Here is a 20,717-nt window from a genome sequence, read left to right on the forward strand (position 1 = left end):
ACGCCGTCCTCTCGCACCCGCTGACTTGGCGGCCCCCCACGCCGCCCTTCGCGCTGCCCGCTGCACCCGCGAGCACGTGGCGACGAACCCGCGTCTCCGGCGCTGCAAGCGATGCGGCCCACCAGCACGCACCCACCACGACGTGGTCCATATAGCACCAGCCCACGCGACGCGGTCCGCCAACCGCCAAGCCCGCCACGAAAACGCGGCGCGCCACCGCCGACCGCCCGTGCGAAGACCCGCCCCGCCACTCGCCCATCACGAAACGGTCGGGAACCATCGAGAACGGCCGGCCGGACAGAATCGTTCTTTCCGGCCGGTTCGCTGTGCGGCGCGGTTCCCGATCGCGCGCAACTCCTCCCGGACGACCGGACTCTGGCCACCACCGACCACCCGGCGACCCGCGGCCAAGGAGGTGCGTTCAGCGGACGCGCCGCCCGCCAACCACCATGGCACGATGAGCGAACGGCCACCGCCGCGCCCGGCGCCCGAAAGTCGGACCCGCCTCAAAGATCACTCTCGACCTGCCGATACGTGCCACGAACGACATCTTGCCGAAAACCTTTTCGTCCGCCAGGCTGACACCTCCAGACATTGACAGAGGTCCATGAATGGAGGAGTTGTGCGCATACTCCGCAGCGCCGCGGCGGCTGTCCTGCTCGGCACGGTGGCGATCGCCGCGCCGGCCGCCGCCGCCAACCCGATCGTCACCAGCATCTACACGGCCGACCCGGCGCCGCTTGTCGTCGGCGACACCATGTACATCTACGCCGGGCGCGACGAGGCCCCGAGCGGAACGAGCAATTTCCGCATGCGCGAATGGCACGTTCTGTCATCCAGCGACGCGGCGACCTGGACCCAGCACGGCGCCCGCGCGAGCATCGCCACCTTCCCCTGGGCCGGCGCGGACGCGTGGGCGAGCGAGGTCGAGCCCCGCAACGGCCGCTACTACTGGTACACCTCGGTCAACGGCAACGGCCCCGGCTGGATGAACATCGGCGTCGCGGTCGGCGACAGCCCGCTCGGCCCGTTCACCGACGCCAAGGGTGGCCCGATCATCAGCGACAGCACCCCCAACTCGTCGGCGCTCAACATCGACCCGACCGTCTTCGTGGACGACGACGGGCAGGCCTACCTCTACTGGGGCGGCTACTGGGCGCCGCGCGCGGTCCGGCTGGCGAGCAACATGATCGACACGGTCGGCTCGGTCGTCACCCCGCAGGGGCTCACGAACTTCTGGGAAGCGCCCTGGATGTTCAAACGCAACGGCCTCTACTACATGATGTACGCCGCCAACGACACCAGTGGCTGTGTCACCGACTCCGCCTACGCCTGCCAGCGGTACGCCACGGCCACGAACCCGCTCGGCCCCTGGACTCACCGGGGCATCGTGCTCGGACGTGTGTCCTCCACCACGAACCACGCCGGCGCCGTCGAGTTCCACGGCCAGTGGTACCTCGTCTACCACACCGCGAACGCCCCCGGCGGCGGCAACTTCCGGCGCTCGGTCGCCGTCGACCGCATGTACTTCAACGCCGACGGCACCATCCAGCGCGTCACCCCCACCACCGCCGGTCCCCCGCCGAACCCGGCTCCGCCCGCCGCGCAAGAGGCGCACCACCGGGCGTACGCGTCATGAGGCGCCCGATCGCAGCCTGCGCAGCTGCCCTGCTCATCACCGCGGCCCTGCCCCCGGCCGCGGCGCAAGCGAGCCAGCCCATCGGCTACCCCACCTTCACCGGCGGCACGATCCCCGCCCCGCCCGTCGCCTACAGCACCGGCAGCACCATGCAAGCCATCTACGACGCGGAAAGCAGCGGCACCGACTTCTGGATGGACCGCCTCCTCGCCCGCACCGGCAACGACCCCGCGGGCACCCTCCTCATGACGCGCGGCCGCGGCGCGTTCATGTACACCCACACCCCTTCAGTCATCGGCTTCGGCGGCAACGCGGCCTACTGGGACAACATCAGCAGCCAGAACGCGTACGCCGTCACGGCCTCGACCGGCACCTTCACCGAGCAGCCCGCCCAGCGCCGGCAGACGCCGAGCCACTGGCGCAGCGTCCACACCAACGGCTCCCTCCGCCTCGACGTCACGAAATTCATCACCCACAACAACGTCCTCGTCACCAACCTGGCCGTCGTCAACTCGGGCACCAGCGCGGCGACACTGCAATTGCGAGCGGTTTCCCCGTACACGACGACCGGCACCGGAACCGAACTCACCGGCACCCGGGCGGCGAAGAACAACCTGACAACCCTCTACCCCCGTTTCTCCGGCGACGGCTTCACCGCGTCCAGCGGCGCCCTCACCCGAACCGTGACCGTAGGCGCCGGGCAGACCGTGACGACCAAGGTGCAACTCGGATTCGTCACCACCGAACTGCCGCAGTCGCTGACCGAGTACAACGCCTATCGCGCGCAGACCCCCACCGCCGCCTTCGCCACCCACGTCCGCGAGTACAACCGGTGGTGGGCGCAGAACATCCCCTATCTCGACGTTCCTGATCCCGCGATCAAGAAGAACATCTACTACCGCTGGTGGCTGATGCGCTTCAACCATCTCGACGTCGACATCCCGGGCCAGGACTACCAGTTCCCGCAGTCGATCGAGGGCGTCACCGGCTACAACAACGCGATCGCGCTGACCCAGCCGATGCACCTCGACGACCTGAAATACCTGCGCAGCCCCGAATACGCGTACGGGAACTATCTCGCGGTCGGGCAGTCCTCGGGCGGCGGCCGGTTCATGGACAACCCGGGCGACCCGGAGAACTGGTCCAACTCGTACACGCAGTACATCGCCGAGGCGGCCCTGCGCGCCTATCAGATCCACGGCGGGCAGCCCGCGATGCTGCCGAACTTCGCGCGCTATGCCGAGGGCGACGCCAAGGACCAGCTCGCGACCTACGACACCAACAACAACGGCGTCATCGAGTACGACTGGGGCGCCATGACCGGCAACGACGCCGACGCGGTGTCCTTCGACTGGCGCGCCGGCAACCTCGACCGGACCGAGACGGCCTACGTGTGGTCCGCCGCGAACGCCGCCCGCGACTTCTACGCGTTGCAGGGCAACACGGCCAAGGCCACCGAGATGCAGACCCTGGCCGACCGCATCCGTACGGGCGTCGTCTCCACGCTCTGGAATCCGAGCCGCCGCCTGCTGGAGCACAAACACGTCGCCACGAACACGCACGTGCCGTGGAAGGAGATCAACAACTACTACCCGTACGCCGTGGGCCTGATGCCGAACACCGCGGAGTACCGGGAAGCGTTGCGCCTGTTCGCCGACCCCGCCGAGTACCCGATCTTCCCCTTCTACACCGCGAACCAGCGCGACAAGGCGGCGGCCGCGGCGGCCGGATTCCCGGGCAGCAACAACTTCTCGACCATCAACTCGACGGTGCAGTTCCGGCTCTACTCCTCGGTGCTGCGCAACTATCCGAACTCCTGGATGGACGCCGAGGACTACAAGAAGCTGCTCTACTGGAACGCTTGGGCGCAATACGTCGGCGGCGACACCCGCTGGCCCGACGCGAACGAGTTCTGGGCCGACTGGAACGGCAGCGGCATCACCTATCGTTCCTGGATCCACCACAACATTCTGGGCAGCAGCAACTGGACCGTCATCGAGGACGTGGCCGGCCTGCGACCCCGCACCGACGCGCAGATCGAGCTGTCCCCGATCGACATCGGCTGGACCCATTTCGCCGTCAACAACCTGCGCTACCGCAACGCGGACCTCTCCGTCGTCTGGGACGATCCGGCCGACGGCGTCACCCGCTATCCCGGTGTCCCGCAGGGCTATTCGATCTATCTCGACGGCACCCGCGTCGCGACCGCCGATCGCCTCACCCGCCTCATTTACAACCCCGCCACCGGTACGGTCACCTTTCCTTCCGGCACCGGCACGGCGACTTTCACCGCGGCGTTCCCCGGCCTGCAGGCCCCGCAGAACGTGACACAAACCAGCGCCCGGATGGTCGACGTGTTCGCCAAAGCCGGCGTGAACCTGTCCTCCACGACGCCGAACCTCGCCCAAGGTGCGACCACGAGCGCTTCCTACACCACCACAGGCACGAGTACGGCCGCCGCGGCCGACGGGCTGCCGACCGACGCGCCACTGTGGGGCAGCTACGGCAGCCCCAATGCCACTGAGTGGTATGAGGTCAGCTTCGGCACGACCACCCGTACCCTCGGCGAAGCCCGCCTGTTCTTCCGCAACGACCGGGCCGCCAACCGCTACCGTCCCCCGTCGGCGTACACCGTGCAGTACTGGAACGGTACGGCCTGGGTGCCCACCGCGAGTCAGGTGAAGACGCCGGCCGTCCCGCAGTCCAACTACAACCGTGTGACCTTCACCCCGGTGGCCACCACTCGCCTCCGCATCGACTTCACCCAGCCCACCGGCACCGCGAAGACAGGGCTCACCGAGGTGCAGCTGTATTGACGGTCAGGGCGGCGCCGGTCAGGGTCAGGTACCAGGGCGAATCCGTGAACCCCGGCCCGGTCTCCTCGCCGATGTAGGCGTCGAGGTGGCGCTCGCCGCCGCGGCCGGGGGTGAACTCGTCGGTCACCTGCCAGGCGGCCGCCCGCAGCCGGGCGCAGACCTCGGCGGCCGGCGCGGACCCGTCGTCGGCGTGGCCGCACGTGGCGATGCGGAAGCGGGTGCCGGCCGCGAGCACCCCGGGGTCGGCCGCCGCGGAGACGAAGGGGCGCAGGGCCCGCCCGGCCGTGTCGCGCGGCGCGGTGTCCAGCCAGAAGCCGACGTCGTACGACCAGTTGAGGTACCGGCCGCTCGCCGTGCGGCCGGTACCCTCCTCCTCCACCGCCGCCACGAAGGACGACGGATAGTCGCCCAGGTCGGCGTCGCCGTGCGCGCAGCTGATCGTGCGGCAGCCGGTCACGGTCTCGCTGTCGCCGTCATGGAACTTCTCGACCGCGGTGTAGTAGACGGTCACCTCCCACCCCGCGGACGCCGAGGCGCTCGCCGCGCGGGACAAGGTTCCCGAGCTCACGGAGGCGGCAGCGGGCGATGTCACGGAGGGCGAGGACGCGGGAAGCGGCGTAGGCAACGGCGCCACCGAAGCCGGCGGGCCCGGCGACTCGCACGCACCGAGCACAGCCACAGCCGCCACGAGCAGGGCCGGCAGCCGTCTGTTCATGGCCTTCACCCTGCCAGGTGACCGCGTCACCCGACGCCGACTTAAGTGCTGGCTTATATAAGTGTCAGCTGATAGCGTACGCCCGTGCACGCGTTCGATGTGCTCGGCGACCCGGTGCGCCGCCGCATCCTGGAGCTGCTCGCCGACGGTGAGCAGGCCTCGGGGGCGATCACCGACGTCGTCCGGGCGGAGTTCGGGATCTCCCAGCCGGCCGTGTCCCAGCATCTGCGGGTGCTGCGGGACAACGGCTTCGCGACCGTGCGGCCGGACGGCGCACGGCGGCTCTACGCGGTGGACGACACCGCGTTGCGCGAGGCCGACGCCTGGCTGGCGAGATTCCGGCGTTTCTGGACGCCGCACCTGGACGCCCTGGCCACGGAGGTGGCCCGGGGCAAGCGCCGGCGCCGGCTGGGCGCCGGGACCGAACCCGACCCGGGAGATCCCGCATGATTTTCGCGACGCACGAGATGAGCACCGTCCGCCGCACCGTCGGCGACCGCACGCTCGAGGCCGGCCAGGCCCGGGTGCAGACCATCAGCCAGGTGTACGACACCGATGTCGAGGACCTGTGGGAGGCCGTGACGACCGCCGAGCGGATCGCCCGCTGGTTCCTGCCGGTCAGCGGCGACCTGGCCGAAGGCGGCAAGTACGCCATCGAAGGCAACGCCAGCGGCACGATCACGAGCTGCGACCGCCCGCGCGGCTTCGCGGCGACGTGGGAGTTCAACGGGCAGGTGAGCTGGATCGAGGTCCGGCTGACGGCCGAGCCGGACGGCCGCTCGCGCTTCGAGCTGGAGCACGTGGCGCACGTGGACGACGAGTTCTGGGACCAGTACGGGCCCGGCGCCACCGGCATCGGCTGGGACCTGTCGCTGCTCGGGCTCGGGATGCACCTCAAGGAGCCGGGCTCGGCGATCGACCCGCGCGAGTCCGAAGCGTGGACACTGTCGGCCGAGGGGAAGGCCTATCTGCGCACCCTCGCCGACGCGTGGGCCGAGGCGGCGATCGCCCACGGCCAGGACGCGACCGAGGCCCGCGCCGCCGCCGACCGCTCGTACGCCTTCTACACCGGCGGCTGACCGCGCCGATCCATCCGGGCCGGACGCACGAAAAGGTCAGAGAAGTGCCACGCCGATCGACCTGCGAAGGACGATCGGCGTGGCACGGCACGGCACGGCACGAGAGCGAAGACGGAACCCGGAAGAGCTACTTGCTGTCGGGCGACGAGGGCGAAGCAGCCGGAGCGCCGGCGGCGGCGCGGCGGTAGGCGAGCAGCCCGAGCACCAGCCCCGCCAGCCCGAGCACGATCCCGGCGATCCCGGTCCAGCTCGTGCCGCTGTCGTCCTCCGCCGACGCCGACGCGCTCGCGGCCGGGGCGGCGGAGGCGGCGGCCGCGGTGTCGGCACCCTCGGCGGCGGCCTTGGCCAGCTTGAGGACGGGCGCCGGCTTCTCGGGCTCGGTGCCGTCGGTGGTGGGCTCGTCGATCCAGCGGACGATCGTGCCGTCGGAGTAGGTCTGCAGGGCCTTGAAGACGACCTGGTCGGTCTCGGGCATCGGGCCGAGCGAGACGTCGAACTCCTGGAACTGGCCCGGCTTGACCGCCGCGTCACCGACCGCCGTCCACGTGATCTTGCTGACGGCCTCGCTGATCTGAGCGCCGTGGGCCTCGATCGGCTTCGCCAGCTTGGCCTTCTCGGCCACGGCGGTCCAGCCCGGGAGCGGCTTGAGCGACACCGAGGCGAACGGCGTGTCCGTGGGCAGGTTGACCTCGAGCTTGGTGGTGTTCGCGTCGTCGATCTCGTTCGGCACCCGGAAGGTGACCTTGGCGTAGCCGCCCTGGGTGGCCTCGCCGGGGTTGACGGTCACGTGCGCGGACGCGGGCACGGCGAGGGCGAGGGTGAACAGGGCCGCCAGGCCACCGACCACGCCCGTACGCTTCAGCAGGGACATCTCCGGCCTTCCGAATCGGGGGGACACCCGGCAGCCGAGCCGGGCACGTCCGTTAGTCGACCGCCGCCGGCGAAAAGTTCCCGGCTAATGCGAAGCAACAGGCAGGCGCACCTCGGCCCGCAGCCCCGGCGGCGGCACGGTCCCCCGCAGCGTGACCGTCCCCCGATGCCGCCGCACCAGCTCCCGCACGATGGCCAGCCCCAGCCCCGAGCCCCCCGCGTCCCGCGCCCGCGCGTCGTCGAGCCGCGTGAACCGGTCGAACACCCGCTCCCGGTCGGCCGCCGGAATGCCCGGGCCGTCGTCGGTCACCGCGATGATCCGGTACGCCCCCTCGCCCGTCACCTCGAGCCGCACCGCCGACGCCGCGTGCCGTACGGCGTTGTCGAGCAGGTTCGCCACCACCCGCGCCAGCGCGTCGCGGTCGCCGAGCACGCGCTGCGGCACGGCGGGCCGCTCGAACTCGACCGCCGGATAGCGCCCGGCCACCTCGGCGAGCAGCTGACCGAGCTCGACCTCCTCGCGCGCGGGCGTGAGCGGCCGGGTGGAAGCGTCGTCCGCGCGTGCGAGCAGCAGCAGGTCGTCGACCAGCCGGCTCAGCCGTTCGACGTCGGTGAGCAGGTCCCCGGTCAGCGCCGGCCAGTCGGTCGCCGCGGGCGGGAGCACCTGGGCGACCTCGAGCTCGGTGCGCATGTTGGTCAGCGGGCTGCGCAGCTCGTGAGCCGCGTCGGCGACGAACGCGCGCTGGCGGGCCCGGGCGGCGTCGAGCCGGTGCAGCATGTCGTTGAGCGTGACGGCGAGGGCGTGGATCTCGTCGCGGGAGTCCGGCTCGGGCAGGCGCCCGGGGCGCGTACCCCCGGTGATCTCCTCGGCGCCCGCCCGCAGCGCCTCGACCGGGCGCAGGGCCGCGCCCGACACGCGCCACGACACCAGCGCGAGCAGCGCGATCAGGGGCGGGAAGGTCGCCAGCAGGGCGACGCGGAGCAGGTGGACGCTCTGGGTGAGGTCGTCGGTCGGGCGCGCGACGAGGACGGTGACGCGGGCGTCGGGCGGTCCGGCGCGCACGGCGACCACGCGGACGCGGCCGTCGAGACCGATGCGGGGGCCGGGGATGTCCGTGCCCTCACGGTCGGTGAGCGCTGTCATCTCGCGCGGGTAGAGGATGGGCACGAGCCGGTCGGCGCCCGCGGACACGCTGAGGACTCTTCCGGCGGCGTCGACCACCTGGACGCGTACGGAAGGAGCGGCCGGCACCGGGTCGGACAGTGAGCGGGCGTCGACCAGCTTGGCCACCGCGTCGGCCGTGTCGAGCGCCTCGTCGGTCGCCGTGCGCAGCAGCGCGAAGTGCATGGTGACGACCAGCACGACGCCGCCGCCCGCGAGCCCGACGACCAGCGTGATCAGGGAGACCAGCAGCAGCCGCGCCCGCAGGGTGAGGCGGCGCAGCCAGCGCACCTCAGGCCCCGGCCGGGGCGGCCAGCCGGTAGCCCGCCCCGCGCACGGTCTCCAGGCGGTCGCGGCCGATCTTGCGGCGCAGATAGCCCGCGTACACCTCGACGGCGTTGGCCGCGGTCTGCTCGGCGGCGTCCCAGACGTGGTCGAGCAGCTCGGTCTTGGAGACCACCTCGCCCGGGCGGCGGATGAGGTATTCGAGCATCGCGTACTCGCGGGCGGTCAAGGTGACCTCGTCACCCGAGACCGTCACCTTGCGCTGGGCCGGATCCAGCTCGATGTCGCCGTGCCGCAGCACGGCCGGGCGCCGCGGCGTGCCCCGGCGCAGGAGCGCGCGCAGGCGGGCGAGCAGGACGACGTACGAGAAAGGCTTCGTCAGATAGTCGTCGGCCCCGCAGTCGAGACCGTCAGCCTGGTCGTACTCGCCGTCCTTGGCCGAGAGCATGAGCACGGGCAGCCATTTGCGCTCGGCCCGCAGCTGCCGCACGACCCGGTAGCCGGACAGCCGGGGCAGCATGACGTCGAGGATCATCGCGTCGTAGTCGCCGTGGCGGGCCTTGTCGAGCCCGTCCTGCCCGTCGAGCGCGACGTCGACCGCGAAGCCCTCGGCCTGCAGTCCCCGCCGCAGCGCCGCCGCCAGCCGTTCCTCGTCCTCCACCACAAGCACGCGCACCCCCCTACCTTGGCACGTGGGTACCACCACCCCGCAGCCCGTCCATGACGATGTCGAGCAGGTGCCGGGACCGGTTGACGAAGTCGTCGTCGGGCAGCCGCCACAGGAAACCGACGAGCAGCAGCACCTCGTCGGCGGTCACGTCGGGGCGCAGCTCGCCCCGCGCCTGCCCGGCCTCCAGCAGCAGGGTGATCGCCTCGGCGGTGCGGTCGTAGTACTCGCCGGACAGCTCGGCCCGGGTCGCCGCGTGCACGGCCTCGGCGACGCCGTGCTTGATCCGCCCGTACGCGGCCAGCCGGTCGAACCACCGCCGCAGCGCCACCAGCGGCGGGTGCGCCCGCAGCAGCGCGGGCGCGGCCCCGATCACTTCCTCGACGTCGTCGCGGTAAGCGGCCAGCAGCAGCGACTCGCGCGTCGGGAAGTGCCGGTAGAGCGTGCCCTGCCCCACGCCGGCGCGCTTGGCGATCGACTGCAATGTGGCGTCGCTGGACTCCTTGAGCGCCGCGCGGGCGACGTCCAGCAGGTGGGCGCGGTTGTGTTCGGCGTCTCGGCGCGGGCTCACGGTTCCCCCTTGGCTATCCGGACACATGTCCGTTACGGTTGCCGTCGAAGCGGACACGTGTCCGCCACTCTAGCGGGAGGCACCATGAGCAAGGTCATCGCCGTCACGGGCGCGTCCGCCGGCATCGGAGCGGCCATCGCGCTGCGGCTGGCCCGGGCCGGTCACCAGCTCGTCCTGGGCGCCCGGCGGGAGGATCGCCTCGAGCAGCTGGCGAGCCGGATGACAGCTGTCGCGTACCGGAGGACAGACGTCCGCGTGCGCAGCGACCTGGACGCCCTCGTGGCCTTGGCCCGCGAGCGCTTCGGCCGCCTCGACGTCCTCGTCGGCAACGCCGGCGTCGCCACCGTCGCGCCCCTCGACGACCTGGCCGTGGAGACCTGGGAGGACATGATCGACATCAACATCAAGGGATTCCTGTACGGCGTGAGCGCCGCCCTCCCCGTCTTCCGCGCGCAGGGCTCGGGGCACTTCGTGACCGTCGTGTCCACCTCCGGCCTCAAGATCACCCCGGGTCAGGCCGTCTACGCGGGCACCAAGAACGCCGTCCGCACGATGTCCGAGGGCCTGCGTCAGGAAGTGGGTCCGGACATCCGCGTGACCGCCGTCTCCCCCGGCTACGTGGCCACCGATTTCGCGGGGGCCTCGGTCGGTGCCAAGCCCGACTGGTCCCTCGACCCGGACGCCATCGCCCGGGCCGTCGCCTACGCCGTCGACCAGCCGGCCGGCGTCGACGTCAACGAGATCGTCATCCGCCCGACGGCTCAGGACTGAGACCCCTAAGGGGCTTTCTCAGCCTCGTCACAGGCGGTTGCTTGCAGGATGGTCTCCAGAATCACCGACGAGGGGGAAAGTCATGAGCGTGTTCACGTCGAGGCCGGCGCTGCGCTGGCTGGTGCCGGCCGCGGCGGCCGTGGTCGTCGTCGGGGGCGGGGCGGCCGCGGGGACCATCGCGGCGAGTGCCGACCCCACGCTGCCGGACATCACCGCGGCGCAGCTGCTGACCGATGTGCAGAACGCGAAGGTGGACGGCATGTCCGGCACCGTCGTGCAGACCGCCGACCTGGGGTTGCCGGCGCTGCCCGGGCTCAGTGGCGGCGAGGGCGGCGCCGACCTGATGAACCTGGTGGCGGGCAGCAACACCGCCCGGGTCTGGTACGCCGGGGAGGACAAGGCGCGGGTCGCCCTGCAGAGCACGCTGGGCGAGACCGACGTCATCCGCAACGGGCAGGACGTGTGGATCTGGCGCAGCGCGCAGAACGAGGCCGGGCACTTCGCCCTTCCGGCCGACAAGGGTTCGCGGACACCGGAGGCGCTGCCGTCGGGCGTTCCGTCGACGCCCGCCGACGCGGCCGACGCCGCGCTCAAGGCGGTGGACGCGACGACCGCGGTCACCACGACCGGGGCGGCGAAGGTGGCGGGCCGCGACGCGTACGAGCTGGTGCTCACGCCGCGCGACACCGCCTCGCTGGTCGGGCAGGTCCGCCTGGCCATCGACGGGGAGAAGAAGGTGCCGCTGGGCGTGGACGTCTACGCCAAGGGGGCCGACGATCCGGCCGTGCGCATCGCGTTCCAGCAGGTCAGCTTTGACGTCCCGGACGCCGAGCAGTTCACCTTCAACCCGCCGCCCGGCGCCAAGGTGACCGAGTCCGGCGCCAAGGACGTCGAGAAGGCGGCCGAGGAGCACGAGAAGGCAGCCGAGCAGGCCGCCAAGGAGGCGCCCGAGGGCTCGAAGGTCGTCGGCCAGGGCTGGACGTCCGTCTTCGTCGCCAAGGTGCCGGTCAACGACCAGGTCACCGCGGTCACGGAGACCCTGCCGAAGGTCAGCGGCACCTGGGGCAGCGGCCGGCTGCTGTCGAGCGCCCTGTTCAGCGCGCTGCTGACCGACGACGGCCGGGTGCTGGTCGGCGCAGTCGCCCCGGAGAAGCTGTACGAGGTCGCAGGAAAGTGACCGACCTCGCGGTCGCCTCACACGGGCTGACCAAGCGGTTCGGCAGCCAGGTCGCGGTGGACACCGTCGGCCTGGCTGTTCCGCGCGGGGCGGTCTACGGCTTCCTGGGACCCAACGGGTCGGGCAAGACCACCACGATCCGCATGCTGCTCGGCCTGATCACGCCCACCTCCGGTACGCACGAGCTGCTGGGCGTGCCGATGCCGGCGGGCGCGGCGACGGTGTTGCCCCGGGTGGGCGCGCTGGTCGAAGGGCCGGGCTTTCATCCGTACCTGTCGGGGCGGGACAATCTGCGCCGGCTCGACGCGGCCGACCGTACGGCTCCGGGCCGGACCTCGGCCGCGCGCATCGGCGCCGCGCTGGACCGGGTCGGGCTGACGGGCGCGGCGGGCAAGCGCTACCGGACGTACTCGCTGGGGATGAAGCAGCGGCTCGCGCTGGCCGCGGCCCTGCTCGTCCCGCGCGACCTGCTGATCCTCGACGAGCCGACCAACGGCCTCGACCCGCAGGGCACCCGCGAGGTGCGCACGCTGATCGGCCAGCTCGCCGCCGAGGGCGCCACGGTTCTGCTGAGTACGCATCTGCTGGCCGAGGTCGAGCAGGTGTGCACGCAGGTCGGGGTCATGAGCCGCGGCCGGCTCGTCGCCCAGGAACAGCTCGGCAAACTCCGGGCCGACGCCGAGCCCCGGGCCCGGGTGCTGACCGACCGGCCCGGTGACGCGGCGGACGTGCTGCGCCGGACCGGACTGGACGAGGTCGTGGTGTCCGCCGCCGAGGCGTCCGGCCGGCTCGGCACCGTGCCCCCGGAGAAGGTCGTGGCGGAGCTGGTGCACGACGGCGTACCGTTGCGGGGTTTCTCGGTCGAGACGCCGCGCCTGGAGGACGTGTTCGTGCAGCTGACCGGGAAGGGTTTCGATGTCTGACCTCTCGGTCCGCTTCCTGCGCTCGGAGCTGGGCCTGATCGCCCGCCGCCGGCGCAATCAGGCGGGTCTCGCCGCCCTGGCCGCCGTGCCGATCATCGTCGCCGTCGCCATGCGCCTGGCCGCGCCCTCCTCTTCCTCCCCGTCCGGCGGCCCGGACTTCTTCTCGCAGATCACCGGCAACGGCTTCTTCGTGGCGCTGGCCGGCCTGGGCGTGGAGCTGACGCTCTTCCTGCCGATCGCGATCGCCATGCTCGCGGGCGACGCCGTGGCCGGCGAGGCGCAGCAGGGCACGTTGCGCTATCTGCTGACGGTCCCGGTCGGGCGCATCCGCCTGCTGGCCGTCAAGTACGCGGGCATCCTCTTCGGCGCGTTCCTGGCCCCGCTGGTCGTGGCGGCGTCGGGGCTGATCTCGGGCCTGATCCTCTTCGGCGGCGGGGCGATCACCACGCTGTCGGGCTCGCAGATCGGCTTCGGCTCGGGGCTGCTGCGCCTGCTCGCCATCTGCCTCTATCTGGGTGCGTGCCTGGCCGCGCTCGGCGCCGTCGGGCTCTTCGTCTCCACGCTGACCGAGCAGCCGCTGGGCGCCACGGTGGCCCTGGCGATGCTGACCGTGGCGAGCTTCGTGCTGGGACAGATCCCGCAGCTCGACTGGCTGCACCCGTACCTGCTGACCCAGCACTGGCGGGACTTCGGCGAGCTGCTGCGGGACCCGGTGTCCCTGGACGGGCTGGGGCCGGGGCTGCTGACGGCCGGGGCGTACATCGTCATCTTCCTGCCGGCGGCGTGGGCCCGCTTCGCCGGGCGTGATGTGACCAGTTAGCGCTGGAAACGCCGGGCGTACTGGGCGGTGAAGAGGTCTTTGCCCTTGCGCTCCTGGACCGTCTCTACGGAGACCGGGCCTGATATCTGGCCTGCGCCGCCTTGGGTGCCGAGCGGGATGAGCATCCGGGGCGGCGACAGCGGGTGCACGGCCTCGGGGCGCTCGCCGGTCAGCTGCGCCCTGAGGTTGGTCACGACGGTCTGGGCCTGCTGCTGGGCGTAGCTGGCCATCTTCGGGTCCGGGAGGTCGGCGATGTCGCCGAGGGCGTAGACGTGGTCGTGGCCCCGGACGGTGAGACGCTCGGTCACCGGGACCGTGCCGCGCTCGGTGAGGGTCGTGAGCTTGCCGTCGGCCAGGTAGCCGGTGTTGATGCTGACACCGTTCGCCCGGAACCAGATGTCCGCCGTGATCACGTCGCCGGCGCCCGTGGCGACCCGGAACTCGCCGTGGTGGCCCGGCTCCGGCAGCCCGGTGACGGTCGTGCCGAGCCGCAGCTCGATGCCGGCCCGGCCGAGCTGGGCGAGCAGGTCGTCGCGCACCTCGGGCAGCAGGAAGCCGGGCAGCACCTCCGCGTTGCGGTCGACGACGACCACGTGCTTGTCCGGCCAGACCTCCTTGATCTCGGCCGCCAGCTCCAGGCCGACCGGCCCGGCCCCCACGATGAGTACGCGGCCCGCGGCGGCCAGATGCTCGTGCGTGGCTCGCAGATCGTCGAGGGCCTCGGCGGAGCTGGTGACGCCGGCGCGAGGCTTGGCGGGATAGGTGTAGCCGGAGCCCGTGGCCAGCACCAGGTAGTCCGCGTCGACACGGCGCCCGTCGGCGAGCTCGACGCCGCGCGGGTCCACGGAGACGGCGGCGCCGCGGACGAAGTGGCCGCGGGACAGGAGCGTGGCGAAGGGGAAGAAGATCCGGGGCGCGAAGTCGGGGCGGGTCAGGGCGCGGAGCGAGCCGGCCGCGTTGACGAAGGCGTCGCGCGGGTCGATGAGGACGACGTCGGCTGTGTCGTCCAGCTCGCGGGCGACGAGCGAACCGCCGTATCCCCCGCCGATCACCGCAATGGTCCGGCCCATGGTGCACTCCTTTGTTAGTTCGGTGGCCGAACGGTATTAGTTTGGCTGCCGAACTACAAGAGGCCTGAGGGGGTTAGTTCGGTCACCGAAGCTTGTCGCCGCGGGCCGCGTCGCCGTCCGCCGTCCGCAGTGCCACCGCCCGCGCCGCCACGCACTGTCGCCGCCGACCTGCGCGTCCCCGCCGGCGGCTCATGGCGAGCCGGCGCGTCAGGCGTCGGCGGGGTCGATCTCCATGAAGATGGCGGAGACGTTGTTGTCCTGGGCGACGCGGGCGAGCAGGCCGGTGAGCGTCTCGAGCTCCGCCGGGGTGAGCGAGGCCGGGAACTGCTCGATCTGCCGCTTCGTCCGCGTGTAGAACCCGTCGGCCACCTCGCGGCCGTGCTCGGTGAGGGCGACGCTGACCGCGCGGGAGTCGTGGAAGTCCGCCTCGCGCCGGACCAGCCCGTCCCGCTCCAGGTTGTTGACCAGCCCGGTGACGGTCGACTTGGCCAGGCCGAGCACCACGCTCAGGTCACCCATCCCGAACGGCTGCGCCCGCAGGCAGCAGAGGAGCTGCCCCTGCTGCGACGAGATGCCGAACTCGCGGCTGTTCTCGGCGTAGGCCCCGTTCACCAGGAAGGCGGCCCGGACCAGCGCGGTCGAGAGCCCGATGCGGCCACCTTTCACACTCACGCGGCCAGCCTACCGCCGCGGCGCGGGGACTCCCTCGGCCGGAAGGGAACCCCGACGGGCAGCGAAGATGCCCTCGGCCGGAGAAAAGAGTGGAGGAGGTGAAGGTCACGGGGCGGGAGAGGGCCGGCGCGGATAGCGTCGTGGGCATGAGGATTGCGCTGACGGGCGGGTCGGGCTACATCGGGTCCGCGGTGATCGCGGAGCTGGTGCGGGCCGGGCACCAGGTGACCGCGCTGGTGCGTTCGGGGGCGTCCGCGGACCGGGTCGCCGGGCTCGGGGCGCTGCCGGTCGTGGGCGACCTCTTCGAGCCGGCGTGGGTGGCCGAGCAGTTCGCGGGGGCGGATGCCGTGGCTCATCTGGCGGCGACCGGGGACGCGACCACGGCGCAGCTCGACCGGAGTGTGGTGGCCGCGGCGAAGGAGGCCGGCCTGCCGTATGTGCACACGAGCGGCATCTGGCTCTGGGGCGACAATCCGGCGATCACCGAGGAGTCGCCGGTGCAGCCGCCGGAGCTGACGGCCTGGCGGATCCCGGTCGAGGAGACCGTGCTGACCTCCGGGCTGGTGGTGACCATCGTCGCGCCGGGCATCGTCCACGGCCACGGCGGCGGCAGTGTGGCCGGCAGCTTCGCGGCGGCGCGCACACCCGGCGGCAAGGTGCCCCTGGTGGGCGACGGCTCCCAGCACTGGACGACCGTGCACGTCGACGATCTCGCGGTGCTCTACCGGATCGTGCTCGAGCGGGGCGAGGGCCTCGGTTACGTGATCGCCGCCTCGGGCCACAACCCCACGGTCCGCGAGCTCGGCGAAGCCGTGGGCGACGTCCAACCGGAAACCCCCGACGAATCCCGCCGGCGCCTGGGCGCCCCCTTCGCCGACGCCCTCCTCCTCGACCAGCAGGCCGCCGGCACCAAGGCCCGCACCCTCGGCTGGACCCCGGCCCGCCCCACCATGCTCGACGACCTCCGCCGCCCCTGACCCCGGCGGCCGACCGCATCGGGCCGCCGAACCCCGCCCCACGCAGCCGGCCCCGATCACGCGAGCCGCCCATTCGAGCCCCGCGCAGCAGTCGCCGGCCACGCGATCCACGCACACCCAACCCCGGCCACGCCCACCCCGCCCCGGGCCAGACCAGCCGCGCACACCTCACCCCGACCACGGCCAGCCGCACGCACCTCACCCCGGGCCACGCCAGCCACGCGCACCTGACGCCGGTCGCGCGAGCCACGAGATCGCTCCGACGTTCGGCGCTGCTCAGCGTGCGGACCGCGGGGGTTGACTTTTGTTTTGGGGAGCTTGGATCACGCACGTGGCCCGGTGGGGCTCCGCGCCCTGGACGCGTCAGCGGCCAGCGGAGTCGCGCCGGGCACCTCGGCGTGAGCGACGGTCTGAACGCCCCACCCCGCTACGACATCGTTCTTATGAATTTGATCTTCCAAAACCTTCATATGCCACCACCCGCCTCCGATATGACCCGGTGTGAACCCCAACCTGCCGCCCCCGGGCACTCAGCTCGTGCACGTCGGCCGGCAGCCGATCTTCGACGAGACCGGCGATGTCGTCGCCTACGAGCTGCTGTTCCGCGGCAGCATGGACGCCGTCGAGGCCGGCCGGCGCGACACCTACGCGACCAGTCAGGTGATCGTGAACGCGTTCACCGAGTTCGGCATCGACGAGGTCGTCGGCGATCGGACGTGCTTCATCAACATGACGCGCGAGTTCCTGACCGGTGAGCTGGTGCTGCCGTTCGGGCCCGAGCACGTGGTCCTCGAGGTCCTCGAGACCGTCGACGTGGACGACGACGTCATCGCGGGTGTCGCCGCGCTGGTCGAGCAGGGGTACCGGATCGCGCTGGACGACTTCGTGTGGGGGTCGGGGCACGAGCGGCTGCTGCCGCTGGCCTCGTTCGTGAAGCTGGACCTGCTCGGCGGTGATCTCACGCACCTTGACGAGATCGTCGAGGCGTGCCGCGCCTACCCCGACATCAAGATCGTCGCGGAGGGGCTCGAGACGGGTGAGCACGTCGCGCTGAGCAACAAATACGGCTTCGAGCTGCGCCAGGGGTACGTCCTCAGCCGCCCGCAGGTCCTCACGGCGGCCAGCCTCACCCCGTCGAAGCTGCGCCGGCTCGAGCTGCTCGGCGCGCTCAGCGCCAAGGACGCCGACCTGGACAAGGTCCTCAAAATCATCGCGGGTGACCCGGCGCTGACCATGCGCGTGCTGCGGGCCAGCAATTCGGCCGCCGTGGGCGCGACCAGCCGCGTGTCGTCCGTACGCCAGGCCGTCGTCATGCTCGGCCTCGCCCACATCCGGCAGTGGGCCATGCTCATGGTCGTCGACGACGTCGCCGAGGCCACCGAGACGCAGATGGCCGACGCCCTCACCCGCGCCCGCCTGTGCGAGAACGTCGCCTCGGCCTTCGGCGCCACCCCGGACGCGGCGTTCATGGCCGGGCTGATCACCGCGGTGGCGCAGATGCTCGGCATGAGCCCGGCCTCGATGGCCCACCAGCTGCCGCTCACCCCGGAGATCGAGTCGGCGCTGGAGCGCGGCGCGGGACCGCTCGGGCAGGTGCTGCGGGTCGTCAACGCCTACGAACGCGGGGATCTCAGCGAGGTCGCCGCCGCCTACGCCGGACACGACCTGTCCGGCACGGTGGTGGCCGCGATGCGCTGGTCCGCCAAGGCCGTGGCGGCGACCCAGGGCGCCGCCTGAATTTGTAGGCTTCGAAACATGAGCGCCTTCGCCAGTCCGGTCGACGTCGTCACCCACGGCGAGTACGTCCCGGGTGACATCGTCACCTTCCCCGGCCGCGTCACAGAGGCGACGGCCGGGCGCTACCACCTTTACGGCGGCTGGTTCTGCCCGTGGTGGCACCGCACCGCGATCACCCGGGCGCTGGCCGGCCTGGAGGACATCGTCACCATGTCCATCGTCGACGGCGAGCGCGACGGCCGCGGCTGGGCGTTCCGCGAGCAGTACGGCCCCGATCCGGTCAACGGCTTCACGCTGCTGCGCCAGGCGTACGAGGCGACGCAGCCCGGCTTCCGCGGCCACGTCTCCGTCCCGGCGTTGTGGGACCGGGAGACCGGCAAGCTGGTCAGCAACGACCCGAAGGCGATCGGCCTCGACTTCGCCACCGCCTTTCACGACGTGGCGACGCCGCTGATCGACACCTACCCCGAGGACCTGCGCGCCGGCATCGAGGAGCTCGACACCTGGATCGGCCCGGCGGTCAACCGCGGCACCGGACCGGCCCGCACGTCCGGCACGGCCCGCGAAACGCTGCTCGAAGCCTTCGAACGCCTCGACGCCCGGCTGTCCGGCTCCCGCCACCTGCTCGGCGATCGGCTGACCGAGGCCGACATCCGCCTCTGGGTGACCCTGGTCCGCTACGACGTCGGCGCCAACGCCCGCCGCGAGATCAATCCGGGCCTGCACGTCTACCCGCACTTGTGGGCGTACGCCCGCGATCTCTACACGATCCCGGCCTTCCACGAGACGACCGACTTCGCCGCCTTCAGCAATCCGGGCGCCGAGCTGCCCGACTGGTCGGCGCCCGCAGACCGCTGATCCTCGCGCTGAGGAAAGCCCGTTCCGCTGCGTCGTCCGTCAACTGCAGAGCTTCCCGGTACGCCGAGAGCGCCTCGCTGTCCCGCCCGGTCCGGCGCAGGAAGTCGGCCCGGGCCGCGCTCAGGTAGGCGTAGGTGGCCAGCGCCGGCTCGTCGCGCAACGGGTCGAGCGCGTCGAGTCCGGCGGCCGGCCCGTCGCGCAGGCCGATCGCCACCGCCCGGTTCAGGTCCACGACCGGGTTCGGCCACAGGCTGCGCAGCACGTCGTAGAGCCCGCAGATCTCGGCCCAGTCGGTCGCCGCGAGGCTCGGGGCCTCGGCGTGGACGGCGGCGATCGCGGCCTGGACCGCGTACCGATGCAAGGGCCTGCCAGCCAGACCGGATCGACAATTCGCTGGACCGGTTCCGCCGGGGCTTGTAACTTCCAGCTCCCTATGACTTCTGAGACTGACGTGATCATCGCCGGCTGCGGGCCGGTCGGGGCGATGCTGGCCGCTGAGCTGCGGCTGCATGACGTACGGGTGCTGGTGCTCGACCAGCAGACCGAGCCCGTCTCGTACGCGCGGATCGTCGGCCTGCACATCCGCAGCCTCGAGCTGATGGCGATGCGCGGGCTGCTCGACCGGGTGCTGGCCCATGGACGGCGGCGGCCGGCCGGGGCGTATTTCGCCGGCATCGACAAGCCCGCCCCCGGGGACATTGATACCGCGTACGCCTATTTGCTGGGCATTCCGCAGCCGGTGCTCGTACAGGTGCTGGAAGAGCACGCCGTCGCGCAGGGTGCGTACGTCCGGCGGGGTTGCACGGTGACCGGCGTCGAGCAGGACGACGACGGGGTGACGGTGGAGCTGGCCGGTGGGGAGCGGCTGCGGTCGCGCTGGGCGGTCGGGTGCGACGGCGGCCACAGTACGGTGCGGAAGCTGCTCGGGATCGGCTTCCCCGGTGAGCCCGCGCGCAACGAGACGCTCATGGGCGAGATGGCGGTGGACGAGCCACCGGGCGGCGAGGTGGACCGGCGGATCAATGTCCGTCCGGTGGGCGGCGGGTTCTATCGGGTGATCGTTCCCGCCGGGGCGACCGTGACGGCGACGCTCGATGACTTCCGGCACCAGTTGCGCGCGCTCGCGGGGACGGACTTCGGCGTGCACTCGGCGCGGTGGACGTCCCGGTTCGGCGATGCCACGCGACTTGCCTCGGCCTACCGCGCGGGCCGGGTGCTGCTGGCCGGTGACGCGGCCCACGTCCACCCGCCGACCGGCGGCCAGGGTCTCAACCTCGGCCTGCAGGACGCCGTCAACCTCGGCTGGAAACTGGCGGCTCAGGTGCGGGGCTGGGCTCCTCCGACACTGCTCGACACGTACGAGACCGAGCGCCGGCCGGTCGCCGCGGACGTCCTCGACAACACGCGCGCGCAGGTGGCGCTGCAGTCCGGCGAGCCCGGCGCGCGCGCCATGCTCCGGCTCCTCACGGAGCTGATGGACATCGAGGAGGTCAACCGCCGGCTGCTCGGCAAGATCACAGCCATCGACATCCGGTACGACCTCGGGTCGTCTCGTGATCTCGTCGGCCGGCGGCTGCCCGAAGTCGCCGTGCGGGGAGGCACCTTGTACAGCCTGCTGCACCGCGGTCGTGGACTCCTGCTGGACCGCACCGGAAGTCTTTCGTGTGATAGCTGGCCGGACCGGGTCGATCTGCTCTCCGACCCGTCAGCGGCTCTGGAGGCGCCGGCCGTCCTGCTCCGCCCCGACGGTCACGTGGCCTGGGCCGGGGACGACCAGCGCGAACTCGACGTCCATCTGTCGCGCTGGTTCGGTCCCGCCTGATCCGATGCCCTTTTGTCGTCATGGATGAAAGTCGATGCAGATCAGGCAGAAGTATGGGCAGTCGCGGCGGAAGTAACTAGCGTTTT

Annotated in this window: 20 protein-coding genes; 12 read left to right on the forward strand and 8 right to left on the reverse strand. The window is 71.6% G+C overall.

Features of this window, described 5'->3' with window-relative positions:
- Positions 1 to 622 precede the first annotated feature (622 nt).
- Together RAN62_RS06060 and RAN62_RS06065 are read left to right on the forward strand one after the other, a co-directional pair.
- On the forward strand, positions 623 to 1,639 hold the full coding sequence (locus RAN62_RS06060; protein ID WP_305783463.1) for a glycoside hydrolase family 43 protein: 1,017 nt from the start codon (positions 623 to 625) through the stop codon (positions 1,637 to 1,639).
- Positions 1,636 to 4,455: an MGH1-like glycoside hydrolase domain-containing protein gene (locus RAN62_RS06065; RefSeq protein ID WP_305783464.1), complete on the forward strand. Its 2,820-nt coding sequence runs from the start codon at positions 1,636 to 1,638 to the stop codon at positions 4,453 to 4,455. The genes RAN62_RS06060 and RAN62_RS06065 overlap by 4 nt, the downstream gene beginning before the upstream one ends.
- Here the strand turns inward: RAN62_RS06065 and RAN62_RS06070 are convergent.
- Positions 4,433 to 5,170: a hypothetical protein gene (locus tag RAN62_RS06070; RefSeq protein WP_305783465.1), complete on the reverse strand. Its 738-nt coding sequence runs from the start codon at positions 5,168 to 5,170 to the stop codon at positions 4,433 to 4,435. The genes RAN62_RS06065 and RAN62_RS06070 overlap by 23 nt on opposite strands.
- An 84-nt stretch (positions 5,171 to 5,254) precedes the next feature.
- Between RAN62_RS06070 and RAN62_RS06075 the strand changes: the two genes are divergently transcribed.
- On the forward strand, positions 5,255 to 5,620 hold the full coding sequence (locus RAN62_RS06075) for an ArsR/SmtB family transcription factor (protein ID WP_305783466.1): 366 nt from the start codon (positions 5,255 to 5,257) through the stop codon (positions 5,618 to 5,620).
- Positions 5,617 to 6,249, forward strand: a complete 633-nt coding sequence (locus tag RAN62_RS06080; RefSeq protein WP_305783467.1) for an SRPBCC family protein — start codon at positions 5,617 to 5,619, stop codon at positions 6,247 to 6,249. The genes RAN62_RS06075 and RAN62_RS06080 overlap by 4 nt, the downstream gene beginning before the upstream one ends.
- Before the next feature lie 127 nt (positions 6,250 to 6,376).
- On the opposite strand, the gene RAN62_RS06085 is transcribed toward RAN62_RS06080, so the two are convergent.
- The 4 genes from RAN62_RS06085 to RAN62_RS06100 form a co-directional block, all read right to left on the reverse strand.
- Positions 6,377 to 7,120, reverse strand: a complete 744-nt coding sequence (locus tag RAN62_RS06085) for a YcnI family protein (RefSeq protein WP_305783468.1) — start codon at positions 7,118 to 7,120, stop codon at positions 6,377 to 6,379.
- An 84-nt stretch (positions 7,121 to 7,204) separates the two neighbouring features.
- Positions 7,205 to 8,533, reverse strand: coding sequence for a sensor histidine kinase (locus RAN62_RS06090; RefSeq protein ID WP_369077147.1), 1,329 nt, complete (start codon positions 8,531 to 8,533; stop codon positions 7,205 to 7,207).
- Positions 8,534 to 8,573: 40 nt separating this feature from the next.
- Entirely contained in the window at positions 8,574 to 9,242 is a 669-nt protein-coding gene (locus RAN62_RS06095; RefSeq protein ID WP_305783470.1) for a response regulator transcription factor, read from the reverse strand.
- Positions 9,243 to 9,246: 4 nt separating this feature from the next.
- Entirely contained in the window at positions 9,247 to 9,804 is a 558-nt protein-coding gene (locus RAN62_RS06100; RefSeq protein WP_305783471.1) for a TetR/AcrR family transcriptional regulator, read from the reverse strand.
- Between the two features lie 84 nt (positions 9,805 to 9,888).
- Here RAN62_RS06100 and RAN62_RS06105 point away from each other — a divergent pair, with 84 nt between their 5' ends.
- The 4 genes from RAN62_RS06105 to RAN62_RS06120 all read left to right on the forward strand — a co-directional run bounded on the left by RAN62_RS06105 (position 9,889) and on the right by RAN62_RS06120 (position 13,495).
- Positions 9,889 to 10,575, forward strand: a complete 687-nt coding sequence (locus tag RAN62_RS06105; protein WP_305783472.1) for an SDR family oxidoreductase — start codon at positions 9,889 to 9,891, stop codon at positions 10,573 to 10,575.
- Positions 10,576 to 10,657: 82 nt separating this feature from the next.
- Complete coding sequence (locus RAN62_RS06110) at positions 10,658 to 11,752, forward strand: LolA family protein (RefSeq protein WP_305783473.1); 1,095 nt, start codon at positions 10,658 to 10,660, stop codon at positions 11,750 to 11,752.
- Complete coding sequence (locus RAN62_RS06115; RefSeq protein ID WP_305783474.1) at positions 11,749 to 12,675, forward strand: ABC transporter ATP-binding protein; 927 nt, start codon at positions 11,749 to 11,751, stop codon at positions 12,673 to 12,675. Before RAN62_RS06110 ends, RAN62_RS06115 begins: the two co-directional genes overlap by 4 nt.
- Entirely contained in the window at positions 12,668 to 13,495 is an 828-nt protein-coding gene (locus RAN62_RS06120; protein ID WP_305783475.1) for an ABC transporter permease, read from the forward strand. The genes RAN62_RS06115 and RAN62_RS06120 overlap by 8 nt, the downstream gene beginning before the upstream one ends.
- Here RAN62_RS06120 and RAN62_RS06125 read toward each other — a convergent pair.
- Complete coding sequence (locus tag RAN62_RS06125) at positions 13,492 to 14,565, reverse strand: NAD(P)/FAD-dependent oxidoreductase (protein WP_305783476.1); 1,074 nt, start codon at positions 14,563 to 14,565, stop codon at positions 13,492 to 13,494. The genes RAN62_RS06120 and RAN62_RS06125 overlap by 4 nt on opposite strands.
- Positions 14,566 to 14,772: 207 nt before the next feature.
- Positions 14,773 to 15,237: a MarR family winged helix-turn-helix transcriptional regulator gene (locus RAN62_RS06130; RefSeq protein WP_305783477.1), complete on the reverse strand. Its 465-nt coding sequence runs from the start codon at positions 15,235 to 15,237 to the stop codon at positions 14,773 to 14,775.
- Positions 15,238 to 15,383: 146 nt separating this feature from the next.
- Here RAN62_RS06130 and RAN62_RS06135 point away from each other — a divergent pair, with 146 nt between their 5' ends.
- The 3 genes from RAN62_RS06135 (at position 15,384) to RAN62_RS06145 (ending at position 18,809) form a co-directional block, all read left to right on the forward strand.
- Positions 15,384 to 16,214, forward strand: a complete 831-nt coding sequence (locus RAN62_RS06135; RefSeq protein ID WP_305783478.1) for an NAD(P)H-binding protein — start codon at positions 15,384 to 15,386, stop codon at positions 16,212 to 16,214.
- 501 nt (positions 16,215 to 16,715) lie between these two features.
- A complete protein-coding gene (locus RAN62_RS06140) occupies positions 16,716 to 17,951 on the forward strand; it encodes an EAL and HDOD domain-containing protein (RefSeq protein WP_305783479.1) in 1,236 nt (411 codons plus the stop codon).
- Between the two features lie 18 nt (positions 17,952 to 17,969).
- A complete protein-coding gene (locus tag RAN62_RS06145) occupies positions 17,970 to 18,809 on the forward strand; it encodes a glutathione S-transferase C-terminal domain-containing protein (protein ID WP_305783480.1) in 840 nt (279 codons plus the stop codon).
- Here the strand turns inward: RAN62_RS06145 and RAN62_RS06150 are convergent.
- Positions 18,757 to 19,170 carry an RNA polymerase sigma factor gene (locus RAN62_RS06150; RefSeq protein ID WP_305783481.1) on the reverse strand — a complete coding sequence of 138 codons (414 nt, stop codon included), beginning with the start codon at positions 19,168 to 19,170 and terminating at the stop codon, positions 18,757 to 18,759. The genes RAN62_RS06145 and RAN62_RS06150 overlap by 53 nt on opposite strands.
- Before the next feature lie 72 nt (positions 19,171 to 19,242).
- Between RAN62_RS06150 and RAN62_RS06155 the strand changes: the two genes are divergently transcribed.
- Positions 19,243 to 20,631 carry an FAD-dependent monooxygenase gene (locus tag RAN62_RS06155; protein WP_305783482.1) on the forward strand — a complete coding sequence of 463 codons (1,389 nt, stop codon included), beginning with the start codon at positions 19,243 to 19,245 and terminating at the stop codon, positions 20,629 to 20,631.
- Positions 20,632 to 20,717 lie beyond the last annotated feature (86 nt).

This window comes from Symbioplanes lichenis (assembly GCF_030709675.1).
In the GTDB taxonomy this organism is placed as follows: Bacteria; Actinomycetota; Actinomycetes; order Mycobacteriales; family Micromonosporaceae; genus Actinoplanes; species Actinoplanes lichenis.

Bases quoted from the DNA above. Each gene is read 5' to 3' on its own strand.
- RAN62_RS06065 (WP_305783464.1), top strand. From the start codon at position 1,636: ATGAGGCGCCCGATCGCAGCCTGCGCAGCTGCCCTGCTCATCACCGCG.
- RAN62_RS06070 (WP_305783465.1), bottom strand. From the start codon at position 5,170: ATGAACAGACGGCTGCCGGCCCTGCTCGTGGCGGCTGTGGCTGTGCTC.
- RAN62_RS06080 (WP_305783467.1), top strand. From the start codon at position 5,617: ATGATTTTCGCGACGCACGAGATGAGCACCGTCCGCCGCACCGTCGGC.
- RAN62_RS06085 (WP_305783468.1), bottom strand. From the start codon at position 7,120: ATGTCCCTGCTGAAGCGTACGGGCGTGGTCGGTGGCCTGGCGGCCCTG.
- RAN62_RS06105 (WP_305783472.1), top strand. From the start codon at position 9,889: ATGAGCAAGGTCATCGCCGTCACGGGCGCGTCCGCCGGCATCGGAGCG.
- RAN62_RS06110 (WP_305783473.1), top strand. From the start codon at position 10,658: ATGAGCGTGTTCACGTCGAGGCCGGCGCTGCGCTGGCTGGTGCCGGCC.
- RAN62_RS06120 (WP_305783475.1), top strand. From the start codon at position 12,668: ATGTCTGACCTCTCGGTCCGCTTCCTGCGCTCGGAGCTGGGCCTGATC.
- RAN62_RS06125 (WP_305783476.1), bottom strand. From the start codon at position 14,565: ATGGGCCGGACCATTGCGGTGATCGGCGGGGGATACGGCGGTTCGCTC.
- RAN62_RS06135 (WP_305783478.1), top strand. From the start codon at position 15,384: ATGAGGATTGCGCTGACGGGCGGGTCGGGCTACATCGGGTCCGCGGTG.
- RAN62_RS06145 (WP_305783480.1), top strand. From the start codon at position 17,970: ATGAGCGCCTTCGCCAGTCCGGTCGACGTCGTCACCCACGGCGAGTAC.
- RAN62_RS06155 (WP_305783482.1), top strand. From the start codon at position 19,243: ATGACTTCTGAGACTGACGTGATCATCGCCGGCTGCGGGCCGGTCGGG.